Genomic DNA, 22695 nt, shown 5'->3' with positions numbered 1-22695 from the left:
CCACTCCGTTCTGAAGGGAACTCATGAAGCGGATGATCGCAGGCGCCGTCGTGGCGGCCATGACCGTGGTCATGGCCGCCACCCCCGCCCAGGCGGACCCGGTCAGGGCGTTGCAGGTCAAGCTGAAGGCGGGAAAGGGGGTGCAGTTCCGCGACGTCACGTCGCTGCTGCAGAACAAGGACAAGATCACGTTCCTGTGGCGTACCGGGAAGTGGCAGTTCGGCGGGAAGGGCGTCGTCGCCTCCGACATCACCGCCGACTACAAGCAGTACGGCGGCGCGATGTTCGACCTCATGCGGGGGCTCAAGGGCGGGCGGACGATCTGGGTCAACGGCAGAAGCTGGACCCGCGTACCCGGTGGGCGATACGAGGAGGACTTCCTGGGCCTGACCGGCGGTCACGTCGGCGCCTACTCCCAGCTGGTGAACCCGGCCGAGCCCGCCACGCTGAAGCTCCTGCTCAAGGGCGCGAAGAAGGTCCGCACCTACTCGGGCAGGCTCACCCAGGCCGCGCTGTGGAAGGTGTCGCCGTGGTTCCGGGCGTCGTCCACGTTCTCCCGGGGCGCCAGGGTCGTGGTGCGGTACCGGCTCACGCTCGGCCCCGACCACCTGCCGCGCGAGCTCGTCACCTCCCATCCGGCCGCCGGCCATGTGGGAGCGGGGATCGAGGTCGGCGACGGCCGGTTCAGCACCAAGACGACGTACACGGGCTGGGGCTCGAAAGTGAGGATCTCGACGCCTTGACTCCGTTGGATAGCAGTGTTATCTAATAACTAGGTAGTTCTGCTATCCAACGGAGGTTCCCGTGACTGTGATCGTCCTGCTGATCGCCACCGTGGCGTTCCGGCTGCTCGGCCTGCTGGGCGTGCGCCGGTTCGGCACGTGGCGCGTGAGTGCCGCCCACGGCCTCGCGGTCATGCTCGTCATGACCGCGAGCGCCCACTTCGTCCCCGGCGACGTGACGTTCATGCCCAACTACGACGACATGGTGGCCATGGTGCCGTCGTTCGTGCCGTTCCCGGGCTTCATGGTGTACGCGAGCGGGGTGCTGGAGCTGGCCGGGGCCGTGGGGCTGGTGCTGGAGCCGACCCGCAAGGCCGCCGGAATCTGCCTCGCGCTGCTGTTCGTGGCGCTGCTGCCGGCGAACGTGAACGCGGCCCAGCTCGGGCTGGAGGACGTCGGGTCGCCGCTGTGGCAGCGCATCCCCGAGCAGGTGCTCTACATCGGGATCGCGCTCTGGGGCGCGGGCCTCTTCGTACGCTCAGCGGACCGTCCAGCCGCCGTCGATCACCAGCGTGTGCCCAGTGACCAGCGAAGCGGCCGGTGAGGCGAGGAAGAGCACGGCCCCCGCGACGTCCATCGGCTCCCCGATGCGGTGCAGCGCCGCGATCCGCTCGATCACGTCGGCCTCGAACACCGGGTCCGACAGGGCGGGCGCGGTGCCGGGCGTGCGGATGAAGGTCGGCGCGACGTTGTTCACGGTGACGCCGTGCGGCCCCCACTCGACGGCCAGGCAGCGGGTGAGGTGCGCGATGGCCGCCTTGGTCATGCAGTAGACGGACTCGCCGGGCAGGGCCACCTCGCCGGCCTGCGAGCCGACGTTCACGATCGTGCCGTGACCCTGCTCGATCATCGCCCGCCCCGCCGCCTGGCTGGCCAGGAAGGTGCCCTTCAGGTTCACCTGCAAGGTCCGGTCGAAGTCCTCCTCCGTGACGTACTCCGCCGGGTTGCCGGGCGCGATGCCCGCGTTGTTGACCAGGATGTCGATCCGGCCGAACCGCTCCAGCGTGCTCCGCACGGCCGCCTGGATCTGGCCGGGGACGGTCATGTCCATCTGCAGCGGCAGCGCGGCGCGCCCCGTCCGCTCGATCTCCTCTGGCAGCCCGCCGTCCGCCGTGACGTCCCGCAGACCCAGCGCCAGGTCCGCTCCGGCGTTGGCCAGGGCCAGCGAGATGGCCCGGCCGAGACCTCGCGCCGCGCCCGTGACCAGCGCGATCTTGCCATCCACCCGGTAGTCGGGAAAGCCTGTCATGACACCCCTTAATTGGTTGCCTGTCCAAACTATTGACCTCTGTCGCGCGCGTGTGTGAGCCTGCTGTGTGAAAGCTCATGCGCGAAGGCGCGGCGACGGTCAGGGTCGGTGCATTCTGCTCGTGCATGGCGGTCATCTGACGCCTTTGGTGCGCCTGCCGGCGTGCCTGGAAAGGAAGAGCCGCGCATGCGAAGAAGATTATTCGTCATGCTCACGACCGCCGCCGTCCTGCTGGTGGCGGCCGTGGTGCGGATGTCGCCCGTGGCTGCGGTCGCCTCCGACCCGTACGCGTACAAGAACGTGCGCATCGACGGCGGCGGCTTCGTGCCGGGGATCATCTTCAACCCGACGGAACGCAACCTCATCTACGCCCGCACCGACATCGGCGGCGCGTACCGATGGAACCAGTCCACCAAGTCCTGGACGCCGCTCCTCGACTGGGTCGGCTGGGACAAATGGGGCTACAACGGTGTGATCAGCATGGCCACCGACCCCGTCCAGACCAACCGCGTGTACGCCGCCGTCGGCATGTACACCAACACCTGGGACCCGAACAACGGCGCCATCCTGCGCTCCACCGACAAGGGTGACACCTGGCAGGTCACGGCGCTGCCGTTCAAGCTGGGCGGCAACATGCCGGGCCGCGGCATGGGCGAGGCCCTGTCCGTGGACCCGAACGACAACCGCGTCCTCTACTTCGGCGCGCCCAACGGCAACGGCCTGTGGCGCAGCACCGACTACGGCGCCACCTGGGCCAAGGTGACCAGCTTCCCCAACGCGGGCAACTACGCCCAGGACCCCAGCGACCCGAACGGCTACCTCAGCCACCGGCCCGGCGTCGTCTGGGTGACCTACGACAAGCGCTCGTCCACCGCAGGCACCGCCACCAGGACCATCTACGTCGGCGTCGCCGACAAGGACAACACGGTCTACCGCACCACCGACGGCGGCGCCACCTGGTCCCGCCTGGCCGGCCAGCCCACCGGCTACATCGCGCACAAGGGCGTGCTGGACACCGTCAACGGCTACCTCTACCTCGCCACCAGCGACACCGGCGGCCCGTACGACGGGGCCAAGGGCGACGTGTGGCGCTACGCCACCGCCACCGGCGCCTGGACGCAGATCAGCCCCATCCCGTCCTCCAGTGCCGACGACTACTTCGGCTACAGCGGCCTGACCATCGACCGGCAGGACCCGGCCACCATCATGGTGGCCACGCAGATCTCCTGGTGGCCCGACGTCATCTTCTTCCGCTCCACCGACTCCGGCGCCACGTGGACCCGCGTGTGGGACTGGACCTCCTACCCCAACCGCTCCTTCCGCTACAAGATGGACGTCGCCGCGAACCCGTGGCTGACCTTCGGCACCAACCCGCAGCCCCCCGAGGTCACCCCCAAGCTCGGCTGGATGACCGAATCCCTGGAGATCGACCCGTTCGACTCCAACCGGATGATGTACGGCACCGGCGCCACCATCTACGGCACCGAGGACCTCGGCCTGTGGGACTCCGGCGGCCAGTTCACCATCAGACCCATGGCCAAGGGCCTCGAAGAGACCGCCGTGCTCGACCTGATCAGCCCACCCAGCGGCGCGCCCCTGGTCAGCGGCCTCGGCGACATCGCCGGCTTCCGCCACACGAACCTGGACGCCGTACCGTCCATGATGTTCACCCAGCCGAACTTCACCTCCACCACCAGCCTCGACTACGCCGAGAAGTCGCCCTCCATCATGGTCAGGGCGGGCAACTTCACCGACGCCGACCGCCCGAACGACAGCCACGTCGCCTTCTCCACCGACGGCGGCGCCAACTGGTTCCAGGGCAGCGAGCCCGGCGGCGTCAACGAGGGCGGCACCGTCGCCGCCGCGGCCGACGGCTCCCGCTTCGTCTGGGCGCCCAAGGGCGTGACCCCCGTCTACTCGGTCGGCTACGGCAACTCCTGGCAGACCGCCTCCGGCCTGCCCACCGGCGCCACCGTCGAGTCCGACCGGGTCAACCCGCAGAAGTTCTACGGCCTCAGCGGCGGACGCCTGTACGTCAGCACCAACGGCGGCGCCACCTTCACCGCCACCGCCGCGACAGGCCTGCCCGCGACCGCCACCAAGTTCAAGGCCGTGCCCGGGATCGAGGGCGACCTGTGGCTCGCCGGCGAGGGCGGCCTGTGGCACTCCACGAACAGCGGCACCTCCTTCACCAAGGTGTCCGGGGTGACGAACTCCGTGAACGTCGGCTTCGGCAAGGCGGCGCCAGGGGCGACGTACCAGGCGGTCTACACCGTCGCCACCGTTGACGGCATCACCGGCCTGTACCGCTCGGACAACGGCGGGGCGGCCTGGGTGCGCATCAACGACGACAAGCACCAGTGGGGGAACATGGGCGAGGCGCTGACGGGGGATCCGCGCGTGTACGGGCGTGTCTACCTGGGCACCAACGGGCGCGGCATCATCTACGGCGACCGCACCGGCCCGCCCGTCACCGTCACCCCGACCGTCACCCCGACCGTCACCCCGACCGTCACCCCCACTGTCACCCCCACTGTCACCCCGACAGTCACGCCCACCGTGACCCCGACCACTGGTACTGGTTGCACGGCCGCCTACAAGCCGGGCAACTCGTGGCCGGGCGGCTTCCAGGCCGAGGTCTCCGTCCAGAACACCGGCACCTCCGCCATCACCGGCTGGCGGGTGACCTGGACCTGGGCCGGTGACCAGAAGATCACCACCATCTGGAGCGCCACCCAGACGCAGTCGGGGGCGAACGTGACGGCTGTGAACGTCGGCTACAACGGCAACCTGGCGGCCGGTGCTTCGACGTCGTTCGGCTTCAACGGCAGCTACTCCGGCACCAACACCCCACCCACCACCCTCACCTGCACTCCGGCGTAGCGATCCGGCGCCGCCCGCAGCCGCGGGCGGCGCCCCGCTCGGGGGTGGTGGATATCCGCTCGAACCCGTCCCCAGGCGGATGAAACGATGTCCGCATGATCGACGACCGCTCGCCACGCCCGGACGAGCAGGAGAGCCCATCCGCCGAGCCGATCCTGGACTCGATCCTCCGCCTGGTCACGGAGACGCTGCGCGGCCGCCCGTCCGCCGGCGAGCTCACCGCGGCCCTGATCGCCGTCACCATGGACGCCGCCCTCGCCAGGCAGGCGATGGACGTGCTGACGGCGAGCCCGACGATCTGGCTGGACGTGGACCTTGCGGCGCGCCGCCGCCACCCGCCCCTGACGCCGCGCGACCTCGCCGAGCAGCCTCCTTCCGCCGGCCCGCACCTCCCGCCTCTCGCCCTCGCTCTGACCGCCTGCGTCTGGAACGGACGGGAGCGAGAGCGCGCCGCCAGGCATCCGCTCATGCGCACCGAGGCCGCCCTGCTGCCTGTCCTGCTGATCAGGACCACCGACTGGGTCGGCGCCATCCGCCGCCGAGCCCTCGTAGCCCTCGCCGAGGCCCTCGCGACCGCGGACCTGACGAGGCTGCTGACCGCCGTGCCGGTGGCGGTGCGGCTGGCCCGCCGCACCCGCGCCACCCCGGCCCTGGACGTGGTCCGCGACGCCCTACTCCGAGCCGACGACGACACCCTGAACGCCCTCCTCCGGCCAGGCGACCCTTCGGACAGGTCCCGCACGATCCAGGACCCGCGCGGCAGGCAATTCGTCTACGACGTGCTCCTCCAGGCCGGCCGTCTCAACCACGCGATGCTCACCACCGCCGCCCTGCACGAGCCCGACCAGCTCGCCCGCACGCGCTGCGCCCACGCCCTCGCGGCCCAGGCCGTCGAGCACGACCGCCCGGAGCTGGCCGCCGCGATCCTGGACGGCACCTCGGCCCAGGGTCGCGTCCAGGCCCTGACCGCCCTCGTCCGCCTCGGCCACTACGAGCACGGCCCCCGGCACCTGGACGACACCGCCGGCATGGTGCGCCTGACCGCCCAGTGGGCCGTACGGCGATCAGGTGGCGACCCGGCAGCCCTCTACCGCCACCGCCTCACCACCAACCAGCCCAACCAGCCCGACCAGCCCGACCAGCCCGACCAGCCCGACCAGCCCGCCCGGGCACAGTCGGTGCGGATGTCGCGTGGGTGGCTGGCCGGGCTCGGCGACTGCGGCACGAAGGACGACGCCGCCCTCGTCCTGCCCTACCTCCACCACCCCAGGCCCCGCATCCGGGCGGAGGCCGTGCGTACCCTGCGCCGCCTCGGCGCCCGGACAGACCTCACCACCCACCTGGAGGACCCGGCGCCGGTGGTGGTCAGAAACGTGGTGACGACCCTGCTGGAATCCGGCCCGGCCGTGCCGGTCGAGCGCCTGTGGACGCTGCTCACCCCTGACCGCCCCCACCACGTCCGCCAGGCGGCGCACCGGCTGCTCGTCGTCCGCGACACCTGGACCCGCGTCAAGGCGGACCTGCTCCTCCTGTGTGACCCGGACGAGAAGCTGAGGGCGCGCGCCCTCAGCGACCTGACCATCTGGTGCCGTACGGACTCGGCCACCGCCTACTCGCACACCTGCCCGCCAGAGCTGCGCGCAGAGCTGGAGTCCCTGACCCGCGCGGCAGACTCCCTGCTCAGCACGGAGAACGCCCGGCTGCTCCGCCTCTCACTGCGGCTCTCGGCGGCCCCGTCCCGGCCTCCCGCGCCATCCACCTCCTGACGGGCGCCCTGGCCCCGCTGTCCGGCCCGAGTTCCCATGCACGTGGGGGCCTGCGGAGGAGCCCTCCGGGTAGCAGCCTGCCATGCACACACTCGTCAAGAGCCTGATCGCGGGCGCGGCCGGCACCAGTGCCCTCAATATCGCCACATATCTCGACATGGCGATCCGGGCCCGTGCCGCCAGCAGCACCCCGGCGCAGGCCGTGGAGAAGCTGACCGACCTGACGGACGTCAGCCTCGGGGACGGCGAGCAGGCCGACAACCGCAAGGAGGCTCTCGGCTCGCTCCTCGGCTACGCCACGGGCGCCGGCGCGGCCCTCTGCTACGGCCTGCTCTCCTCGGGCCGCCGCCCGTCGTGGCCGGTCGGGGTGCCCGCGCTGACGGCGCTCGCCATGACGGGCTCGAACGCGCCGCTGACGGCCCTCGGCACCACCGACCCCCGCGAGTGGTCGGCCTCGGCCTGGGTGTCGGACGTCATCCCGCATCTCGCGTACGGGATCACCGCGTACGTGGCGTACGAACTGCTCTCTTGACAAGGACGGCCGTCGGGGCGAAGCGTGACGCACACACGCGCCACCCGAAGGGCCCACCATGCCCATACACGAGATCCGCATCGACCCAGCCCTCCCTCTCCGCGACGAGCCCGCCACCGGCCACAACCGCTGGCACCCCGACATCCCGCCGGTCATCCGCTGCGCTCCCGGCGACGAGGTGATCATGGAGACGAGGGACGCCTTCGACGGCCAGATGAACCGGGACGCCACGCTGAAGACCGTCGAAGCCCCCGACCTCGACGTCGTTCACCCGCTCACCGGCCCCGTCCACGTGGACGGCGCGCAGCCGGGCGACCTCCTGGAGATCGAGATCCTGGAGATCGTCCCCGACACCTACGGCTACACCGTGCAGGTGCCCGGTTTCGGCTTCCTCCGCGACGTGTTCCCCGAGCCGTTCATCGTGCGCTGGCACCTCGCGGACGGCTGGGCGACCTCGGACGACCTTCCGGGAGTACGGATCCCGGCAGCCCCGTTCATGGGCACGATCGGCCTCTCGCCCGGCCAGGCCGCCCTGTCCAGGATCACCGCCCGCGAGCAGGCGGCGCTGGAGCACGGCGGTTTCGTCCTGCCCCCGTCTCCGGACGGCGCCGTCCCCGCGGCCTTCGGCCCGACCGGTCTGCGCACCATCCCGCCCCGCGAGCAGGCGGGCAACGTGGACATCAAGCAACTGGGCGCCGGCACCCGCCTGTACATCCCGGTGGACACGCCGGGCGCCCTCTTCTCGGCCGGCGACGCGCACTTCGCCCAGGGCGACTCGGAAGCCTGCGGCACGGCCATCGAGATGCGTGCCACGCTGCGCGTCCGCTTCGCCCTGCACCCGGGCGAGGCGGCGGCCAAGGGCATCAGGGGCCCGCGCTTCGCCCGTTCGGACTACTGGGTGGCGCCGTCGTACGCGGCGCCGCGCCGGTTCTACGCGACCACCGGGATGTCGGTGAGCCGCGACGGTGAGGTGGTGGCCGAGGACGCGACGCTGGCGGCGCGGAACGCGTTGCTGGAGATGATCTCGCATCTGGGGGAGCGGGGGTGGAGTGCGCAGCAGGCGTACGCGATCTGCAGCGTGGCGGTGGATCTCAAGGTGAGCCAGTTGGTGGACGTGCCCAGCTTCCTGGTGTCGGCCTTCCTGCCGGAGGACATCTTCACGGCGTGACAGGGTGCCCGAACCGGCGGCCTGATCAACGAGCCCGGCGAAGCCGCCCGGGCCGCTGATCAGGCCATATCCCCTGCGTCAGAAGTGCCCGGCCCAGCCCGTCCCACGCGACTGCGCCTCGCCGAACCGGTTGCCGCCCTTGCCGTTCCAGATGTACAGCTTGCCGTCGCGGACGGCGGCGAGGTCGTTGATGCCGTTCTGGTTGATGTCGCCGGGCGTCATCAAGGTGCTCGCGTACGGTTCCCAGCCCGGCCCGATCTCCTGACCGGCGGTGAAGTCGTTGGCGCCTTTGCCGTTCCAGATGAACAGGGTGTGGTCGGCCTTGCGCACCGCCGCCAGGTCACCGATCCCGTCGCCGTTGAAGTCGCCGCCGATGGGCCGGGTGTAGACGCCCCAGTTGGGGCCGATGGCGGTTCTCGGGCCGAACTGGTTGCCGCCCTCGCCGTTCCAGACGTGCAGCGTGCCGTTGTACGTGGCCGCGATGTCGTCGTTCCCGTCCTGGTTGATGTCGCCGAGCGAGGTCAGCGTGTCCTCGTACGGCGTCCAGCCCGCCCCGAGCGGCTGGGCGGCGGTGAAGCTGTTGGCGCCCTTGCCGTTCCAGACGTACAGCGTGCCGGCGCGGACGGCGGCCAGGTCGGTGAGGCCGTCGCGGTTGAAGTCGCCCGCGATCGGCCGGCTGAAGGCGTCCCAGCCGGGCCCGACGGGGTCGGCGGCGGCGAAGCCGTTGAGGCCTGTGCCGTTCCAGACGGTCAGTGTCCCCGTGGCGGCCGAGAACAGGTCGCCGACCCCGTCGGCGTCGAAGTCCTGGTTCGCCCCGGTCATCACCGCGTAGTGCGAGCGGAGTTCGGCCGCTGTGAGCGCGCGGTTGTACATCGCGAACTTCCCGATCGCCCCCTTGAAGTAGGAGTTGAAGTTGCGGGTGCCCACCCGGACGGGAGCGGAGCCGGGCCTGGGCTTGACGATGACCTCATCCTCCTGGCCCGGGCGATAGACCAGGTTGTCGGAGCCGGAGAGCAAGCCGTTCTTGTAGATGCGCACCTTTCCGTAGGTGCCTTCTGAGGTGTCGAACGTGACCGCGACGTGGATCCACTGATTGACCGTCAGCGCGTGCTGGAAGGCGGCACCGGCCCCGAATCCGCCCTCGGGGTTCCAGGCGTACCCGGAGACGCGGTTGGGGCGGTCCGGATGGGACTTGTTGTACATGCGGCCGGCCCACTCCTGGTCGCCGTCCGCGTTGGACTTCGTCCCCTTCCCCATGAAGTAGACGTAGCCGTCCTGCTCGACGTCGGGGAAGTTCAGGGCGTGCGGCCTGATCCACGCCTCCACGGTGAACTTCCCGGTGGTGGAGATGCTGAAGGCGTTGGCGTCGGGCACCTCGAAGTAGCCGGACGTGCCGTTGAAGACGGCGGCGCCGTCCCTGTTGGGGAGCTGGACGGAGGTGGTGACGCCGCGGAAGGTGCCCTTGTGCCCGTTGCCGGACCGGTCGACCTCCGTGCCGTCCGACGGATGGGACAGCCGCCAATAGGCAGCGGGCTTGTGTGAGAGGACGAGCTGATCGTACGGGCTCAGCCCGCCGGCCTGCGCGGCGGCGGGCTCTGAGACGGCCACGGCCGTCGACATGGCTATCAAGGCGGCACAGACGCCGGATCTCACCCATTTCATGAGGCCGCAGAGTAGGGAGCGCCGGTATGCCGGCGGTATGTCCGGGGTTCGCGGCGAGCCCCGGACAGCCCCTTCAGCCCTTGATGGCGCCCACGATCACACCCTTGGTGAAGTGGCGTTGCACCAAGGGGTACATGATCAGGGCGGGAATGACGGCGATCACCACGATGGCCATCTTGATCGCCAGGGTGGGCGGCGCGTCACCGGTGACCCCCGCCGTGGCCGCGGGCAGCGGGTTGGAGTCCACCACGTACTGCCGCAAGATCAAAGCCAGCGGCCACTTCCGAGTGTCATCCATGTACAACATCGCGTTGAACCACGCGTTCCAGTACCCCACCGCGTAGAACATCGCCACCACGGCCGTGACCGCCTTGGACATCGGCAACACGATGCGGAACAGGATCCGGAACTCCCCGGCCCCGTCGATCCGCGCACTGTCCAGGATCTCCTGCGGGATGCCCATGAAGAACGACCGCAGCACCACCACGTTGAACGCCGACACCGCGGTGGGCAGGATCAACGCCCAGTAGCTGTCCTTCAGCCCGAGCCCGCTCACCATCAGGTAGACGGGAATGATCCCGGGAAAGAACACGAACATCAGCAGGACGCTGAACAGCAGCGGCCGGTGCAGGAAGGAGCCGGGGCGCGACAGCGAGTACGCGCCCAGGATGCTCACGCCGGCGCTGATCAGCGTGCCGATGACGGTGACGCCGGTGCTGACGAGCACGGCGCGGCTGACGACGGTGTCGGAGAAGATCTGCCGGTAGGCCTCGAACGTGATCCCGTCGGGCACCAGCACGAGCCCGCCCGCGCGGGTGACGGTGCCGGAGGAGCTCAGGCTGGTCAGGACGATCGTGTAGAGGGGCCCGAGCACGGCGACGAGGATGAGCGTGATCAGGGCGCCCTTGCCGAGCTGACCGGCCGGTGAGGGCCGTTCCTCCCACGGCGCCAGTCTGGCGGGCTTCCTGGGCGTCAGAGTGGTCATGATCGCGAATACACCCCTCGTTCGCCGAACGCGTGTGCCACCCGGTTGGCCGCGATGATGAGCAGCAGCCCGACGAGGCCCTTGAAGAGTCCGGCCGCCGCTCCGTAGCCGAGGTCCCCGGTGCGGATGCCTGACCAGTACACGAACGTGTCGAAGACCTCGGACGCCTCGCTGCCGACGGCGCTGCGTTGCAGCATGAACTGTTCGAAGCCGACGTTCAGTGCGTCGCCGAGGCGCAGGATGAGCAGCAGGACGATGACGGGGCGCAGGCCGGGCAGGGTGATGTGCCACATGCGCCGCCATCGGCGGGCGCCGTCCACGGCGGCGGCCTCGTAGAGGTTGGGGTCGATGGTGCTGAGGGCGGCGAGGAAGATGATGGCGCCCCAGCCGGCGTCCTTCCAGATGGTCTGGGAGGTGAGCAGCAGGATGAACGTGTCGGAGTTCGTCATCAGGTCGACGCCCTCGTAGCCGTTGGCCCGCAGGGTCTGGGCCAGCAGGCCGGCGCCGCCGAACATCTGCTGGAAGATGGCGATGACCAGCACCCAGGAGAAGAAGAACGGCATGTAGACGACGCCCTGCACGAACGCCCGCAGCCGGGCGGAGACGATGCTGTTGAGCAGCAGCGCCAGCAGGATCGGGATGGGGAAGTAGAAGACGAGCTGGAAGGCGGTGATGGACAGGGTGTTGGTGATGGCGCGGATGAACTGCGGGTCCTGGAAGAGCAGCGCGAAGTTGGTGAAGCCGATGATCGGGCTGCCGAGGATGCCGTCGGTGTAGGGGTTGTAGTCCTGGAAGGCGATCACGTTGCCGAGCGCCGGGACCCACCAGAAGGCGACGACGATCAGCAGCATCGGCAGGTTCATCACCAGCAGCGGCCAGTCCCGGCGGAGTTTGGCCCGCCAGGTCAGGTCGTGCGGCTTGGTGCTGGTCGGTGGGGGTGTGGTACGTCCGGGGGCGCGCCGCCGGGTGGTCACGGCGCCCACGGGAAGCCTCTCATCGCGTTCATGAAAGATCCTCAGAGCCTGCCGTTCTCACGCGCGACCTTCTGGTAGAACTCGCGCGCCTCGTTGCCGCCCTGCTCCTGCCACTCCTTGACGATCTTGGGCCATTCGGAGACGGGCCGCTTGCCGCGGAAGATCTCCTGCATCTTGTCCTCGGTGGGGGTGGTCAGCCCGGCCATCTTGGACGGCGTCTCCACGCGGATGCCGACGAACGGGTCGTTCTCCAGGAGTTTGGACGCCTTGGTCTGCCAGTCCCACGACGACTGGACGAGACCCTCGTACTGGCTCATCGAGTTGGCGTTGGGCCGTCCTGACAGGAAGAGGTACGTGGGCGCGACCTCCTTGCGCCCGAGCGCGGTCTGCTTGACCTTGCCGTCCTCGACCGTGTAGTGCTTGCCCTCGACGCCGTTGTAGCAGAGCTCGTACTCCTGGGTGCCGAACGGCCCGGACGCCCAGTTCGACAGGGAGAGCAGCTCGCGGGTGCGGGCGTCGCCGAGGCCCTTCTTGATGAAGACGAACATGCTGGCGGGCTCGTTGCGCCACATGATGGGCGTGCCGCCGGCGTGCGCCGGGTACGGGTCGACGATCTGCATGTCGAAGTCGGGGTTGTCGGCCTGGAAGCGGCCGAGGGCCTCGTGCCAGGCGCCGAGGCCGTCGCGGTAGACGATCATCTCGCCGCTGCCGAAGATGGCTTTGTTGTCGGCGTCCTTGTTGGCCACGATGTCGGGGTGCACGTAGCCGGCCTCGAAGAGCTTGGTGAGGAACTCGATGTGGGCGGCCCACTCCTCGGTCTCGTACTTGTAGACGAGCGTGCCGTCGCCCTTGTTGCGCCATTCGCGGGGCGCGCCGAACGCGCGCTGGAGCTCCTGCTCCATGCCGCCGCCGAACGCCCAGCGCTTCTTCTTGGGGTCGGTGATCGCCTTGCCGAGCGCGACGAGGTCGTCGGCGCTCTTGGGGTGTTCGAGGCCGAGCTGCTTCATGATGTCCTGGCGGACGAAGGTGGCGAACGGGTACGGGTCGTTCTGCCACGGGATGCCCTGGAGAATGCCGCCGAAGACGCCGTACTGCCAGGCGGCGGTGTCGTAGTTGGCCAGCAGCGGGAACTCCTTGGCCTTGTCCCCGGCGAGGTAGGGGGACAGGTCGGCGAAGAGCTTGTTGGCCGCCTCCGTGAAGTGACCGATCTTGATGAGCTCCCAGTTCGGCACCATGACGATCTCGGGCACGTCGCCGCTGGCCAGGACGGTGCTGAGCTTCTGCCCGTAGGTGTTGCCGTCGGAGATGTTGAAGCGGACGGTGCCCCCGAGGCGCTTGTTGACCTCTTCGTAGTAGGAGTTGTCGCCGAGGCCTGGCGGCACGGTGCCCCACAGCGGCGTCATCGCGGTCACCTCCTTGCCGCTGGTGAGCGGCGGGGTGGTGACGGCCTGCACCATCTGCGCGGGGCGCGTCAGGAAGCCGGGCTGGACGAACTCGCTGCCGGGCAGGTCGGGCTTGAGGCCGGGGATGTCGAACGGGATCCTGGTGGGCACCAGGTTCGCGAGCTTGTCGGCCGCCACGGCTGTGCCCTTGGACACCTGCTTCTTCTCGGCGCAGCCCGCCACCAGAACGCTCGCGCCTACCAGGCCGAGGAATCCGCGGCGAGACGTGGACATGGGCATGGCTCGCTCCCTTCTCCGAGTGGGGGATGGGCGTCTGAAAATTAGTTGGTATTCCGGCCAAACAAATTAGTAGACTGTGACGGCACCCACAAGTGAGCGCGGTGGTCACAGGTTGGTGAAGGGAGCCAGCGATGCGGCATGCTGGGGTCATCTCTTGGCGGGAACGGGGCTGATATTGATCACTTCTACGACCGGCCCTCAGCCGGCCGACTTCGCCGACGTACGGGCCACCAACCTCGCGGTCGTGCTGCGGTTCGTCCGCGAGCACGCGCCGTGCTCGCGCGCCGACATCGCGGCCTCCACCGGGCTGAACAAGGCGACGGTCTCCAGCCTGGTAGCCGACCTCATCGACCGCCGGCTGGTACGCGAGACCGGGCTCACGGAGAACCGCGTCGGCAGGCCGGCCACGATGCTGGTGCTCGACGGCTCCCCGTACGCCGCCATCGGCGTCGAGATCAACGTCGACACCGTGTCGGCCGTGGCCACCGACCTGGCGGGGGAGCGGCTGCTGACCTGGCGGCGCTCGTTCTCGGGCGGCGAGTCGGTCAACCAGGGCGTGGCGGGCGTCGGCGCGATCATCAGGCGCGTGGTCAGCCGGATGGCCAAGGAGGAGCGCCAGGTGCTCGGCCTGGCCGTGGCCGTGCCGGGGCTGATCGACGTGCAGGGCACCGTGCGCATCGCGCCGAACCTCGGCTGGCACGATGCCGACATCGGCGGCGACCTGGCCAAGGCGCTGCGCGACCCCGGCTTCCCCATCCAGGTCGACAACGACGCCAACCTCGCGGCCCTGGCCGAGCAGCGCTTCGGGGCGCACGCGGGCGCGTCCGATCTGGTCTATCTGACCGGCGAGCTGGGCGTCGGCGCTGGCGTCATCCTCGACGGCCGGCTGCGGCGCGGCGGGCGCGGCTACAGCGGCGAGATCGGTCACGTGCAGCTCGACCCCGAGGGCCCCGCCTGCCACTGCGGGCGGCGCGGCTGCCTGGAGGCGATGGCGGGCATCGGCGCCGTGCTGCGCAGGGACCCGTCACCGGCGGAGATCCAGGTCGAGATCGAGGAGGTCGTCCGCCTGGCGCGGGCCGGCGACCCCGGCACCCTCGCCACCCTCGGCGAGGTGGGCCGGAGCCTGGGCCAGGGGGTGTCGATCCTGGCGAACCTGCTCAACCCCGAGGTGGTGATCCTCGGCGGTTACTACGTCCCGCTGGCGCCGTGGCTGCTGCCCGCCGTCCACGAGGAGGTGGGCTCCCGCGTGATCGCCTCGGAAGCCGGAGGTTGCCAGGTCGTGGCCTCCACGCTGGGGTACGACGCGGCCGCGCTGGGGGGCGCGGCGAGGGTCCTCGACTCCGTTGATTCGGGAAGATTGCCCGGAGGATTGTCGCGAATCCCTTGACCTTGGTCACGCGGACGTGCACCCTTCAGTCAATCCATCGAAATGTCCGCGTAACTTCCCCAGGCCGGTCGTCGAAGCGCTTCGACACTCTCAGAGGGATGATCATGCAACAACCCCCCTTCCGCGACCCAGCGGCCCCGCTCAGAGACCGGATCGACGACCTGATGAGCAGGCTCACCCTTGAGGACAAGGTGAGCCTGCTGCACCAGTACCAGGCGCCGGTCGAGCGGCTGGGGCTCGGCGCGTTCCGCACCGGCACCGAAGCGCTGCACGGCCTGGCCTGGCTCGGCCCCGCCACCGTCTTCCCGCAGGCCATCGGGCTGGCCTCGACCTGGGACCGCGACCTCGTGCGCCGCGTCGGCGCGGCGACGGGTGACGAGGTTCTGGCCTTCCACCACAAGGATCCCGCCGGGGCCGGGCTCAACGTGTGGGCTCCCGTGGTCAACCCGCTGCGCGACCCCCGGTGGGGACGCAACGAGGAGGGGTACTCCGAGGACCCGTGGCTGACCTCGGTCATGGCCACCGCCTATGCGGCTGGGCTTCGTGGGAGCGCTCCCGAAATCCTGAAGACCGCCCCGACGCTCAAGCACTTCCTGGCCTACAACAACGAGACCGACCGCTGCACGACCTCCAGCAACCTGCCGCCCCGGGTGCTGCACGAGTACGAGCTGCCCGCCTTCCGCGGCCCCATCGAGTCGGGCGCGGCGGTGGCCGTGATGCCGTCGTACAACCTGGTCAACGGCCGTCCCGCACACCTGAGCCCGCTGATCGGGCAGGTGCTGCGCGCCTGGGCGCCCGACGACCTGCTGGTGGTCAGCGACGCGTACGCGCCGGGCAACCTCACAGCCCTCCAGGGCTACCACGACACGCTGCCCGAGGCGTACGCGCACGCCGTCAAGGCGGGGCTCGACAGCTTCACCCAGGACGACGACCGCACCGAGGCCACCCTCGGCCACCTGCGCGACGCGCTCGCGCAGGGGCTGCTGGCCGAGGCGGACGTGGACGCCGCCGTACGGCACGCGCTGTCGATCCGGTTCCGGCTGGGCGAGTTCGACCCGGCGACGCCGTACGACGACATCAACGACAACGTGGTCAACTGCCCCGAGCACCAGGCGCTGGCCAGGGAGGCGGCGCGGCGCTCGTTCGTGCTGCTGGAGAACGACGGGCTGCTGCCGCTGCGCGACGTGACCAGGCTCGCCGTGATCGGGCAGCTCGGCGACGCGCTGATGGAGGACTGGTACAGCGGCACCCTGCCGTACGCGGTGACCGCCCGCGCGGGCCTGTCCGAGCGCTGCGAGACGACGTTCTGCGAGGCCGTGGACCGGGTGACGCTGACCGCCGACGCGGGGCACGTCACCGCCGACCCCGCGGGCGGGCCGCTGCGCGCGGGGGCCGCGGAGCCGGGGCTGTTCGACCTGTTCGACTGGGGCGGCGGCGCGTACGCGCTGCGTGCCGTGACCACGGGCCGGTTCGTGTCGGTGGACGGCACGACCCTGGTCAACGACCAGCCGGGGCCGAACGGGTGGGAGGTGCGCCAGACGTTCCGCACGGAGGAGCGCCCGCGCGGCACGCTCGCCCTGCGCCACATCTCCACCGGCTGCTACGTCGGCGTGGCCGACGACGGGGTGCTGCGCCTGGTGGACGACGCCGACCAGGCCGCCTGGCTGGCCATGGACGTGGTCAGGAGCGGCACCGACGAGGCCGCCCGCCTGGCCGCCGAGGCCGACGTGGCGGTCGTGGTGGTCGGCGACCACCCTCTCGTCAACGGCCGCGAGACCGAGGACCGCATGACGCTAGCCCTGGCCTCCGCACAGGACGCCGTGGTCCGCGCCGTGCGCAAGGCGAACCCGCGTACCGTCATGGTCATCACCAGCGGCTACCCGCTCACCTGGACCGAGGGCGAGCTGCCCGCGGTGCTCTGGTCGGCGCACGGCGGCCAGGAGTACGGCCACGCCCTGGCCGAGGTGCTCTTCGGCGACGCCGACCCGGAGGGCCGCCTCACCCAGACCTGGTACCGCTCCGAGCAGGAGCTGCCCGACCTGCTCGACTACGACATCATCGCCTCCGACGCCACCTACCAGTACTTCCGCGGCGTCCCCCAGCACCCCTTCGGCCACGGCCTCAGCTACACCACGTTCGGCTACGCGGACCTGCGCGTCCGGACGGCCGGCGACGTGCTGGAGGCCGAAGTCACGGTCACGAACACGGGCGCCAGGCCCGGCGTCGAGGTCGTCCAGTTCTACACCCACCAGCAGCGCTCGCGGGTCAAGCAGCCGCTGCGCCGCCTGCGCGGGTTCGAGAAGGTGCGCCTGGAGCCGGGCGAGAGCCGCACGGTCGCGCTCCGCCTGCCGGTCGCGGACCTGGCGTTCTGGGACGTCACCAGGGGCAGGTTCGTCGTGGAGCGCGCGCCGCACCAGCTCATGGTCGGCCGCAGCGCCACCGACCTGCGACTGAGCGCCCGCTTCGAGATCGAGGGCGAGGTCATCCCGCCCCAGTCGGGGCTGCTGCGCGCGGCGGACCACGACGAGTACGACGCGATCACGTTCGTGGACGAGACCAGGCAGGACGGCGACGCCGTGCGCTCCGAGGCGGAGGGCGCCTGGATCCTGTTCCGTCAGGTGGACCTGACCGGCGCGACGACCTGCGCGGCGACGGCGGGCAGCACAGAGGGCGGCATGATCACGATCCGGCTCGGCGACCCGCTCTACGGCCGGCCGGTGGCCGCGTTCCCGGTGCCGCGCACCGAGCGGTACGACTATCACGCCGTCACAGCATCGCTCTCGGGCGTGGACGGGGTGCACGATCTCTACGTGGTGTTCGAGAACGAGGGCGTGACCCTGACGGGCGCCGAGTTCGGGGCCGGGGCTTGAGCGGGCGCACGGTCACGATCGCCCAGGTCGCCAAGCACGCGGGCGTGGCCGTGAGCACGGTCTCGTACGTGCTCAGCGGCAAGCGGACGATCTCGGCGGACACCAGGCGGCGCGTGCTCGACAGCATCAGCGCGCTCGGCTACCACCCCAACGCCGGCGCCCGCGCCCTGGCCAGCAAGCGCTCGAACGTGATCGCGCTGGTGCTGCCGCTGCGCGCCGGCATGCACGTGCCCGTCCTGATGCGCTTCGCCAGCGCGGTCGTCACGGCCGCCCGCCGCTTCGACCACGACGTGCTGCTGCTGACCGCCGACGAGGGCACGCAGGGCATCCGCCGGGTGGCCGCGAGCGCGCTGGTGGACGCGCTGGTGCTGATGGACGTGGAGCTGGACGACCGCAGGGTGCCGCTGCTGCGCGAGCTGCCAGAGCCGAGCGTGCTCATCGGCTTCCCCGCCGAGCCCGCCGGGCTGACCTGCGTGGACCTCGACTTCGCCGCCGCGGGTGCGCGGTGCGTGGAGCACCTGGCCGAACGGGGGCACGAGGAGATCGCGCTGCTCGGGGCGCCTTCCGTGGTGTACGACCGGGGCACCGGCTTCGCCACCCGTACCAGGGAGGGGTTCGTGGAGGCGCTGGACGACCACGGGCTCAAGGGCGTCGCGCTGCCGTGCGAGGAGACGTTCGACGAGGTGTACGAGACGGTTCGCGACCTGTTCCTCGACCGGCCGGGACTGTCCGGCCTGGTGGTGCACAACGAGGCCGCGGTGAGCCACGTCCTGGCCGCGTTGCGCCAGCTCGGCCGGAGGGTGCCGCACGACGTGGCCGTGGTGGCGATCTGCCCGGACGACGTGGCCGAGCGGGCAGGGCCGCCGCTGACGTCCGTGCTGATCCCGGCGGAGGAGGTGGGCAGGGAGGCGGTCCGCCTGGTGATGGAGAAACTGGAGGGGCGTACGGTGCCCGACTCCACCCTCCTGACGCCACTGCTGGCGGTCCGCGCCAGCACCTGATCCAGACCCCGGCGGCAAACCCCCGGCGGCACCAAGTTTGCGGCGAGTAATCGACCATAAGCGCACTGTCTGTCAAATCTGCCGGTTTTTACGTCGTATGTGGTTCCCCGTCCCTTTTTCGCGGGCAGGCTCGCGGGGAGCAAGGGGGAAACCACATGACTACGTCTGTGCAACCGGCGTCAGCCGGACAAATGGGCGGTCACGGCCCCACGGGCTTGGCCGACGTCATCGACACCATCCTCGACAGGGGCCTGGTGATCGACGCCTACGTCCGGGTGTCACTCGTCGGGATCGAGATCCTGACCATCGACACGCGCGTCGTCATCGCCAGCGTCGACACCTACCTGCGTTTCGCCGAGGCCGCCAACCGGCTGGACATGGCCAAGAGCGAGAAGGGCCTGCCCGAGGTCATCAGCGAGGCCAAGGGCGTGCCGAGCCAGGACAAGACCAAGGAAGTCATCCAGGGCGTGGTGGAGGCGGCCGGCGACACGCTGCAGGAGCTCACCGGCAAGACGAGCGACCCCGCCGCCGAGGCCGCCATGGAGGACGAGCCCGAGGTGTCCGTGGAACGGGAGCCCACCGGCCCGCCGCGCAGAAAGATCCGGCCGAAGCGAGAGGAAGACTAAGCACATGGGACGCTCAACCAAGGTATCCGGCGCCTCCGTGCCCAAACAGGCCACTCGTCAGAGCCAGAACCTGGGCTGCTACGTCTACGGCATCGTGCCCTCCGGCACCAAGGTGCCCGCCGACGTGCAAGGGCTGGGCGACCCGGCAGGCAAGGTCAAGGTCATCGAACACGACGGGATCGCGGCACTCGTCAGCGACGTCAACGTGGACCAGCCCCTGGGCAGGCCGGGGGACTTCCTGGCACACGAGGGCCTGCTCGACGCCGTCGCCGCCAAGGGGCCGGTGCTGCCGTTCCGCTTCGGCGGCGTGCTGGCCAGCGACGACGCCGTCGTGGAGGAGCTGCTCACGCCGTACCACGACGACTTCGCCTCCGCGCTCGACCAGATCAAGGGCCACAGCGAGTTCGTCGTCAAGGGCCGCTACGACGAGCGGGCCGTACTGGCCGAGATCCTCGCCGAGAGCCCCGAGGCCCAGGCCCTGCGCGAGGCCATCAAGGGCAAGCCGGAGGACGCCACCCGCAACGAGCGGATCCGGCTCGGCGAGATCATCACCGCCTCCGTCGAGGCCAAGCGCGCCATGGACACCCAGATGCTCATCGACGGGCTGTCCGGCCACTACATGCAGGCGTCCCTGCGCGACCCCACCCACGAGTGGGACGCGGTGCACGTGGCCCTGCTGGCCAAGAGCGACGGCCAGAAGAACCTGGAGAAGGCGATGAAGGAGTTCGGCGAACGCTGGGCGGGCCGCGTGGACATGCGGCTGCTCGGGCCGATGGCGCCCTACGACTTCGTCATCGCCCAGGGTTAGGGAGGTGGACGCCCGTGGGCCTGGTAAGCGGCATTTTCACCTGGCCGATGTTGCCGGTAAAAGGGCTCGTCCGGCTCGCCGAGATGATCCAGGACCAAGCCGACAGGGAGCTGCGCAATCCCGCCGCGGTACGCAGGCGGCTGGAGGAGATCGAGGCGGCGAGAGCGGCCGGCCAGATCACCGAGGAGGAGGAGCGCCAAGCGGTCGAGCGCGTCCTGCGGCTGGCGACCGGGAGGTGAGCGTGACCGGCAAGGACAGCGCCGTCGCCGAGCAGACGAGCGTGGCAGGCAAGGACGGCGCCGCCGCGGAGAAGACCAGCGCGGGCGGCGCCGTCGCCGAGAAGCTGGACGCCGTCACGGCCGGCGGGGTCGGCATGCGGCACATCGCCGGGCTGACCACGAAGGAGGCCGAGGGCATCACCTCGGTCGAACCGGCCGACGACGGCTGGCTGGTCAACGTCGAAGTCATCGAGGATCGCCGGATTCCCTCCTCCGGCGACATCCTCGCCGTTTATCAGGCCCAGATCGACCAGGAGGGCAGGTTGTTGTCATACCGGAGAGTACGGCGATATCGGCGGTCGAACGCTGACTCGAGCGAGGCGTTCTGACATGGACAGAATCTCGCCCTCGGGCCCCGCCATCCGCCCCACGTACGGCGCGGGGCCCGCCAACCGCGAGCCGGCCAACCTCGGCGACATCCTGGAGCGCGTGCTCGACCGGGGCGTCGTGATCGCCGGGGACATCCGGGTCAACCTGCTCGACATCGAACTGCTCACGATCAAGCTGCGGCTGCTCATCGCCTCCGTCGACACGGCCAGGGAGCTGGGGATCGACTGGTGGGAGCACGACCCGTACCTGTCGGGCCGCGACCGCGACAGGGAGCTGATGGCCGAGAACCGCCGCCTGCGCCGCCGCCTGGCCGCCGTCGAAGGGGGTGAGGAGGTCGATGACTGACCTGACGTACCTGTACGCGGTCGCCCGCGACCGCCTGCCCTGCCCCTCGGGGGTGGCTGGCGCTCCGGTCCGCACCGTCACCGGTGCCGGGCTGGTCGCCTACGTCAGCTCGGTGCCCGTCGAGCGGTTCGGCGAGGAGCCGCTGCGGCGGTCCCTGGAGGACCTGGACTGGCTCGCCGAGACGGCCCGCGCGCACCACCGCGTGGTGGACGCCGTGGCGGCGGCCACCACGACCGCGCCGGTCAGGCTCGTCACGGTGTACGCGGACGACGCCCAGGTGGCGGAGCTGCTGGAGCGGCGCGCCGCGTCCTTCGCCGACGTGCTCACGCAGGTGACGGGGCGGCGGGAGTGGGGCGTCAAGGCGTACACCAGCCCGCCGGGCGCCTCCGGACAGCCGGATTCGGACGCCGGGACCTCCGGGACCTCCGGGACCTCCGGGGCTTCGGGGGCTTCGGGGGCTTCGGGGGCTTCGGGGGCTTCGGGGGAGAAGCGTGGCGGTGGCGGCCGGGTGTGCGCGGGCGACGGCCAGACCTCCCGCCCCGGCACCGCGTACCTCCAACGCCGCCGCGCCACCCTCCGTGGCCGGGAACAGGCACGCAGGCAGGCACTCCAGCGCGCCGACCACATCCACCGCGCCCTGACCGCGCTCGCCGCCGCAGGCCGCCGCCACCGCCCCCAGGACCCGCGCCTGTCCGGCCGCACCGACGTGATGCTGCTGAACGGCGCCTACCTGGTGGACGAGTCCAGAGCCGAGGAGTTCACCACCCTGGCCGGCCGGCTCGGCGGCGACGGCGTGGAGATCAGGCTCACCGGACCCTGGGCGCCGTACTCGTTCACGGTCATGGAGCGGTCATGATGCGCGACCCGGCGGTCTACGAGGACCTCCCGCCCGAACGCGTCGCCCTCGTGGACCTCCTCGACCGGCTCCTCGCGGGCGGCGTCGTGATCACCGGCGACCTGGTGCTGTCGATCGCCGACATCGACCTCGTGCACATCTCGCTGCGCACCGTGCTCGCGTCGGTGGACGAGTACGGAGGGATCCTGTAGGTGGACGATCAGGGAGAGGGCCTGCGGGTGGACAGCCCGCGCTGGCGCATCGAGGCCGACCCCGACACGGTCGAACGTGACCTGTCCCGTCTCGTGCTCACCCTCGTCGAGCTGATCCGGCAGCTCGTGGAGCGCCAGTGCGTCCGCCGGATGGAGCAGGGCAACCTGACGGACGAGCAGGTCGAGGTGCTCGGCGTCACCCTGATGCGCCTGGAGGACGCGATGGCCGACCTGCGCGAGCGTTTCGACCTCACCCCCGAGGACCTCAACCTCGACCTCGGCCCCCTCGGGACGCTCCTGCCCACGCAGTGACCCCCATC

Annotated in this window: 22 protein-coding genes; 17 read left to right on the top strand and 5 right to left on the bottom strand. The window is 70.4% G+C overall.

Annotated elements, in window-relative coordinates; genetic code table 11:
- Positions 1-23: 23 nt before the first annotated feature.
- Both FXF51_RS32995 and FXF51_RS32990 read left to right on the top strand, forming a co-directional pair.
- Entirely contained in the window at positions 24-743 is a 720-nt protein-coding gene (locus FXF51_RS32995) for a hypothetical protein (protein ID WP_148438598.1), read from the top strand.
- Positions 744-804: 61 nt separating this feature from the next.
- Positions 805-1326, top strand: a complete 522-nt coding sequence (locus FXF51_RS32990) for a hypothetical protein (protein ID WP_148438597.1) — start codon at positions 805-807, stop codon at positions 1324-1326.
- Here FXF51_RS32990 and FXF51_RS32985 read toward each other — a convergent pair.
- Positions 1261-2031 (bottom strand): SDR family NAD(P)-dependent oxidoreductase, encoded by a 771-nt coding sequence (locus FXF51_RS32985; protein ID WP_148438596.1) that lies wholly within the window; start codon positions 2029-2031, stop codon positions 1261-1263. The two genes, FXF51_RS32990 and FXF51_RS32985, sit on opposite strands and share 66 nt — an antisense overlap.
- A 186-nt stretch (positions 2032-2217) precedes the next feature.
- Here FXF51_RS32985 and FXF51_RS32980 point away from each other — a divergent pair, with 186 nt between their 5' ends.
- From FXF51_RS32980 to FXF51_RS32965, 4 genes are all read left to right on the top strand, one after another.
- Positions 2218-4914, top strand: a complete 2697-nt coding sequence (locus tag FXF51_RS32980; protein ID WP_187414693.1) for a cellulose binding domain-containing protein — start codon at positions 2218-2220, stop codon at positions 4912-4914.
- A gap of 95 nt (positions 4915-5009) precedes the next feature.
- Positions 5010-6680 (top strand): HEAT repeat domain-containing protein, encoded by a 1671-nt coding sequence (locus FXF51_RS32975; RefSeq protein ID WP_148438595.1) that lies wholly within the window; start codon positions 5010-5012, stop codon positions 6678-6680.
- An 82-nt stretch (positions 6681-6762) separates the two neighbouring features.
- Positions 6763-7212 (top strand): hypothetical protein, encoded by a 450-nt coding sequence (locus FXF51_RS32970; protein WP_148438594.1) that lies wholly within the window; start codon positions 6763-6765, stop codon positions 7210-7212.
- 58 nt (positions 7213-7270) lie between these two features.
- Positions 7271-8380: an acetamidase/formamidase family protein gene (locus FXF51_RS32965; RefSeq protein WP_148438593.1), complete on the top strand. Its 1110-nt coding sequence runs from the start codon at positions 7271-7273 to the stop codon at positions 8378-8380.
- 78 nt (positions 8381-8458) lie between these two features.
- Here the strand turns inward: FXF51_RS32965 and FXF51_RS32960 are convergent, their stop codons facing one another.
- From FXF51_RS32960 to FXF51_RS32945, 4 genes are all read right to left on the bottom strand, one after another.
- Positions 8459-10000 (bottom strand): FG-GAP-like repeat-containing protein, encoded by a 1542-nt coding sequence (locus FXF51_RS32960; RefSeq protein ID WP_187414692.1) that lies wholly within the window; start codon positions 9998-10000, stop codon positions 8459-8461.
- Positions 10001-10115: 115 nt separating this feature from the next.
- Entirely contained in the window at positions 10116-11027 is a 912-nt protein-coding gene (locus FXF51_RS32955; protein WP_148438591.1) for a carbohydrate ABC transporter permease, read from the bottom strand.
- A complete protein-coding gene (locus tag FXF51_RS32950; protein WP_411268396.1) occupies positions 11024-12010 on the bottom strand; it encodes an ABC transporter permease in 987 nt (328 codons plus the stop codon). The genes FXF51_RS32955 and FXF51_RS32950 overlap by 4 nt, the downstream gene beginning before the upstream one ends.
- A gap of 32 nt (positions 12011-12042) precedes the next feature.
- Positions 12043-13677, bottom strand: coding sequence for an extracellular solute-binding protein (locus FXF51_RS32945; protein ID WP_262380002.1), 1635 nt, complete (start codon positions 13675-13677; stop codon positions 12043-12045).
- A gap of 181 nt (positions 13678-13858) precedes the next feature.
- Here FXF51_RS32945 and FXF51_RS32940 point away from each other — a divergent pair, with 181 nt between their 5' ends.
- The 11 genes from FXF51_RS32940 to FXF51_RS32890 all read left to right on the top strand — a co-directional run bounded on the left by FXF51_RS32940 (position 13859) and on the right by FXF51_RS32890 (position 22687).
- The gene (locus tag FXF51_RS32940) at positions 13859-15070 is read left to right on the top strand and encodes an ROK family transcriptional regulator (RefSeq protein ID WP_148438589.1); all 1212 of its coding nucleotides are present in this window, start codon (positions 13859-13861) and stop codon (positions 15068-15070) included.
- Between the two features lie 98 nt (positions 15071-15168).
- Entirely contained in the window at positions 15169-17940 is a 2772-nt protein-coding gene (locus FXF51_RS32935) for a glycoside hydrolase family 3 protein (RefSeq protein ID WP_148438588.1), read from the top strand.
- A complete protein-coding gene (locus FXF51_RS32930; protein WP_148438587.1) occupies positions 17937-18941 on the top strand; it encodes a LacI family DNA-binding transcriptional regulator in 1005 nt (334 codons plus the stop codon). Before FXF51_RS32935 ends, FXF51_RS32930 begins: the two co-directional genes overlap by 4 nt.
- A gap of 191 nt (positions 18942-19132) precedes the next feature.
- Positions 19133-19567, top strand: coding sequence for a gas vesicle protein GvpJ (gene gvpJ / locus FXF51_RS32925; RefSeq protein ID WP_411268398.1), 435 nt, complete (start codon positions 19133-19135; stop codon positions 19565-19567).
- Positions 19568-19571: 4 nt separating this feature from the next.
- Positions 19572-20375 carry a GvpL/GvpF family gas vesicle protein gene (locus FXF51_RS32920; protein WP_148438585.1) on the top strand — a complete coding sequence of 268 codons (804 nt, stop codon included), beginning with the start codon at positions 19572-19574 and terminating at the stop codon, positions 20373-20375.
- A 14-nt stretch (positions 20376-20389) separates the two neighbouring features.
- Positions 20390-20614 carry a gas vesicle protein GvpG gene (locus tag FXF51_RS32915; protein ID WP_148438584.1) on the top strand — a complete coding sequence of 75 codons (225 nt, stop codon included), beginning with the start codon at positions 20390-20392 and terminating at the stop codon, positions 20612-20614.
- A 2-nt stretch (positions 20615-20616) separates the two neighbouring features.
- Positions 20617-20982 (top strand): gas vesicle protein, encoded by a 366-nt coding sequence (gvpO, locus tag FXF51_RS62080; RefSeq protein ID WP_262380001.1) that lies wholly within the window; start codon positions 20617-20619, stop codon positions 20980-20982.
- 1 nt (position 20983) lies between these two features.
- Entirely contained in the window at positions 20984-21328 is a 345-nt protein-coding gene (locus FXF51_RS32905) for a gas vesicle protein (RefSeq protein WP_148438583.1), read from the top strand.
- On the top strand, positions 21321-22184 hold the full coding sequence (locus FXF51_RS32900) for a GvpL/GvpF family gas vesicle protein (RefSeq protein WP_148438582.1): 864 nt from the start codon (positions 21321-21323) through the stop codon (positions 22182-22184). The genes FXF51_RS32905 and FXF51_RS32900 overlap by 8 nt, the downstream gene beginning before the upstream one ends.
- A complete protein-coding gene (locus tag FXF51_RS32895) occupies positions 22181-22375 on the top strand; it encodes a gas vesicle protein (RefSeq protein ID WP_222871570.1) in 195 nt (64 codons plus the stop codon). Before FXF51_RS32900 ends, FXF51_RS32895 begins: the two co-directional genes overlap by 4 nt.
- A complete protein-coding gene (locus tag FXF51_RS32890) occupies positions 22376-22687 on the top strand; it encodes a gas vesicle protein K (protein WP_262380000.1) in 312 nt (103 codons plus the stop codon).
- Positions 22688-22695: the final 8 nt, after the last annotated feature.

Origin of the sequence: Nonomuraea sp. PA05 (assembly GCF_008086045.1) — a bacterium.
Classification (GTDB): domain Bacteria; phylum Actinomycetota; class Actinomycetes; order Streptosporangiales; family Streptosporangiaceae; genus Nonomuraea; species Nonomuraea monospora.
Note: the sequence above shows the minus strand (reverse complement) of the source record. Positions and strands in the feature narration are given on the sequence as shown.

Bases quoted from the DNA above. Each gene is read 5' to 3' on its own strand.
- FXF51_RS32980 (WP_187414693.1), top strand. From the start codon at position 2,218: ATGCGAAGAAGATTATTCGTCATGCTCACGACCGCCGCCGTCCTGCTG.
- gvpJ (WP_411268398.1), top strand. From the start codon at position 19,133: ATGGGCGGTCACGGCCCCACGGGCTTGGCCGACGTCATCGACACCATC.
- FXF51_RS32970 (WP_148438594.1), top strand. From the start codon at position 6,763: ATGCACACACTCGTCAAGAGCCTGATCGCGGGCGCGGCCGGCACCAGT.
- FXF51_RS32965 (WP_148438593.1), top strand. From the start codon at position 7,271: ATGCCCATACACGAGATCCGCATCGACCCAGCCCTCCCTCTCCGCGAC.
- FXF51_RS32945 (WP_262380002.1), bottom strand. From the start codon at position 13,677: ATGTCCACGTCTCGCCGCGGATTCCTCGGCCTGGTAGGCGCGAGCGTT.
- FXF51_RS32935 (WP_148438588.1), top strand. From the start codon at position 15,169: ATGATCATGCAACAACCCCCCTTCCGCGACCCAGCGGCCCCGCTCAGA.
- FXF51_RS32955 (WP_148438591.1), bottom strand. From the start codon at position 11,027: ATGACCACTCTGACGCCCAGGAAGCCCGCCAGACTGGCGCCGTGGGAG.
- FXF51_RS32995 (WP_148438598.1), top strand. From the start codon at position 24: ATGAAGCGGATGATCGCAGGCGCCGTCGTGGCGGCCATGACCGTGGTC.
- FXF51_RS32985 (WP_148438596.1), bottom strand. From the start codon at position 2,031: ATGACAGGCTTTCCCGACTACCGGGTGGATGGCAAGATCGCGCTGGTC.
- FXF51_RS32960 (WP_187414692.1), bottom strand. From the start codon at position 10,000: ATGTCGACGGCCGTGGCCGTCTCAGAGCCCGCCGCCGCGCAGGCCGGC.
- FXF51_RS32920 (WP_148438585.1), top strand. From the start codon at position 19,572: ATGGGACGCTCAACCAAGGTATCCGGCGCCTCCGTGCCCAAACAGGCC.
- FXF51_RS32900 (WP_148438582.1), top strand. From the start codon at position 21,321: ATGACTGACCTGACGTACCTGTACGCGGTCGCCCGCGACCGCCTGCCC.
- FXF51_RS32975 (WP_148438595.1), top strand. From the start codon at position 5,010: ATGATCGACGACCGCTCGCCACGCCCGGACGAGCAGGAGAGCCCATCC.
- FXF51_RS32905 (WP_148438583.1), top strand. From the start codon at position 20,984: ATGGACAGAATCTCGCCCTCGGGCCCCGCCATCCGCCCCACGTACGGC.
- FXF51_RS32895 (WP_222871570.1), top strand. From the start codon at position 22,181: ATGATGCGCGACCCGGCGGTCTACGAGGACCTCCCGCCCGAACGCGTC.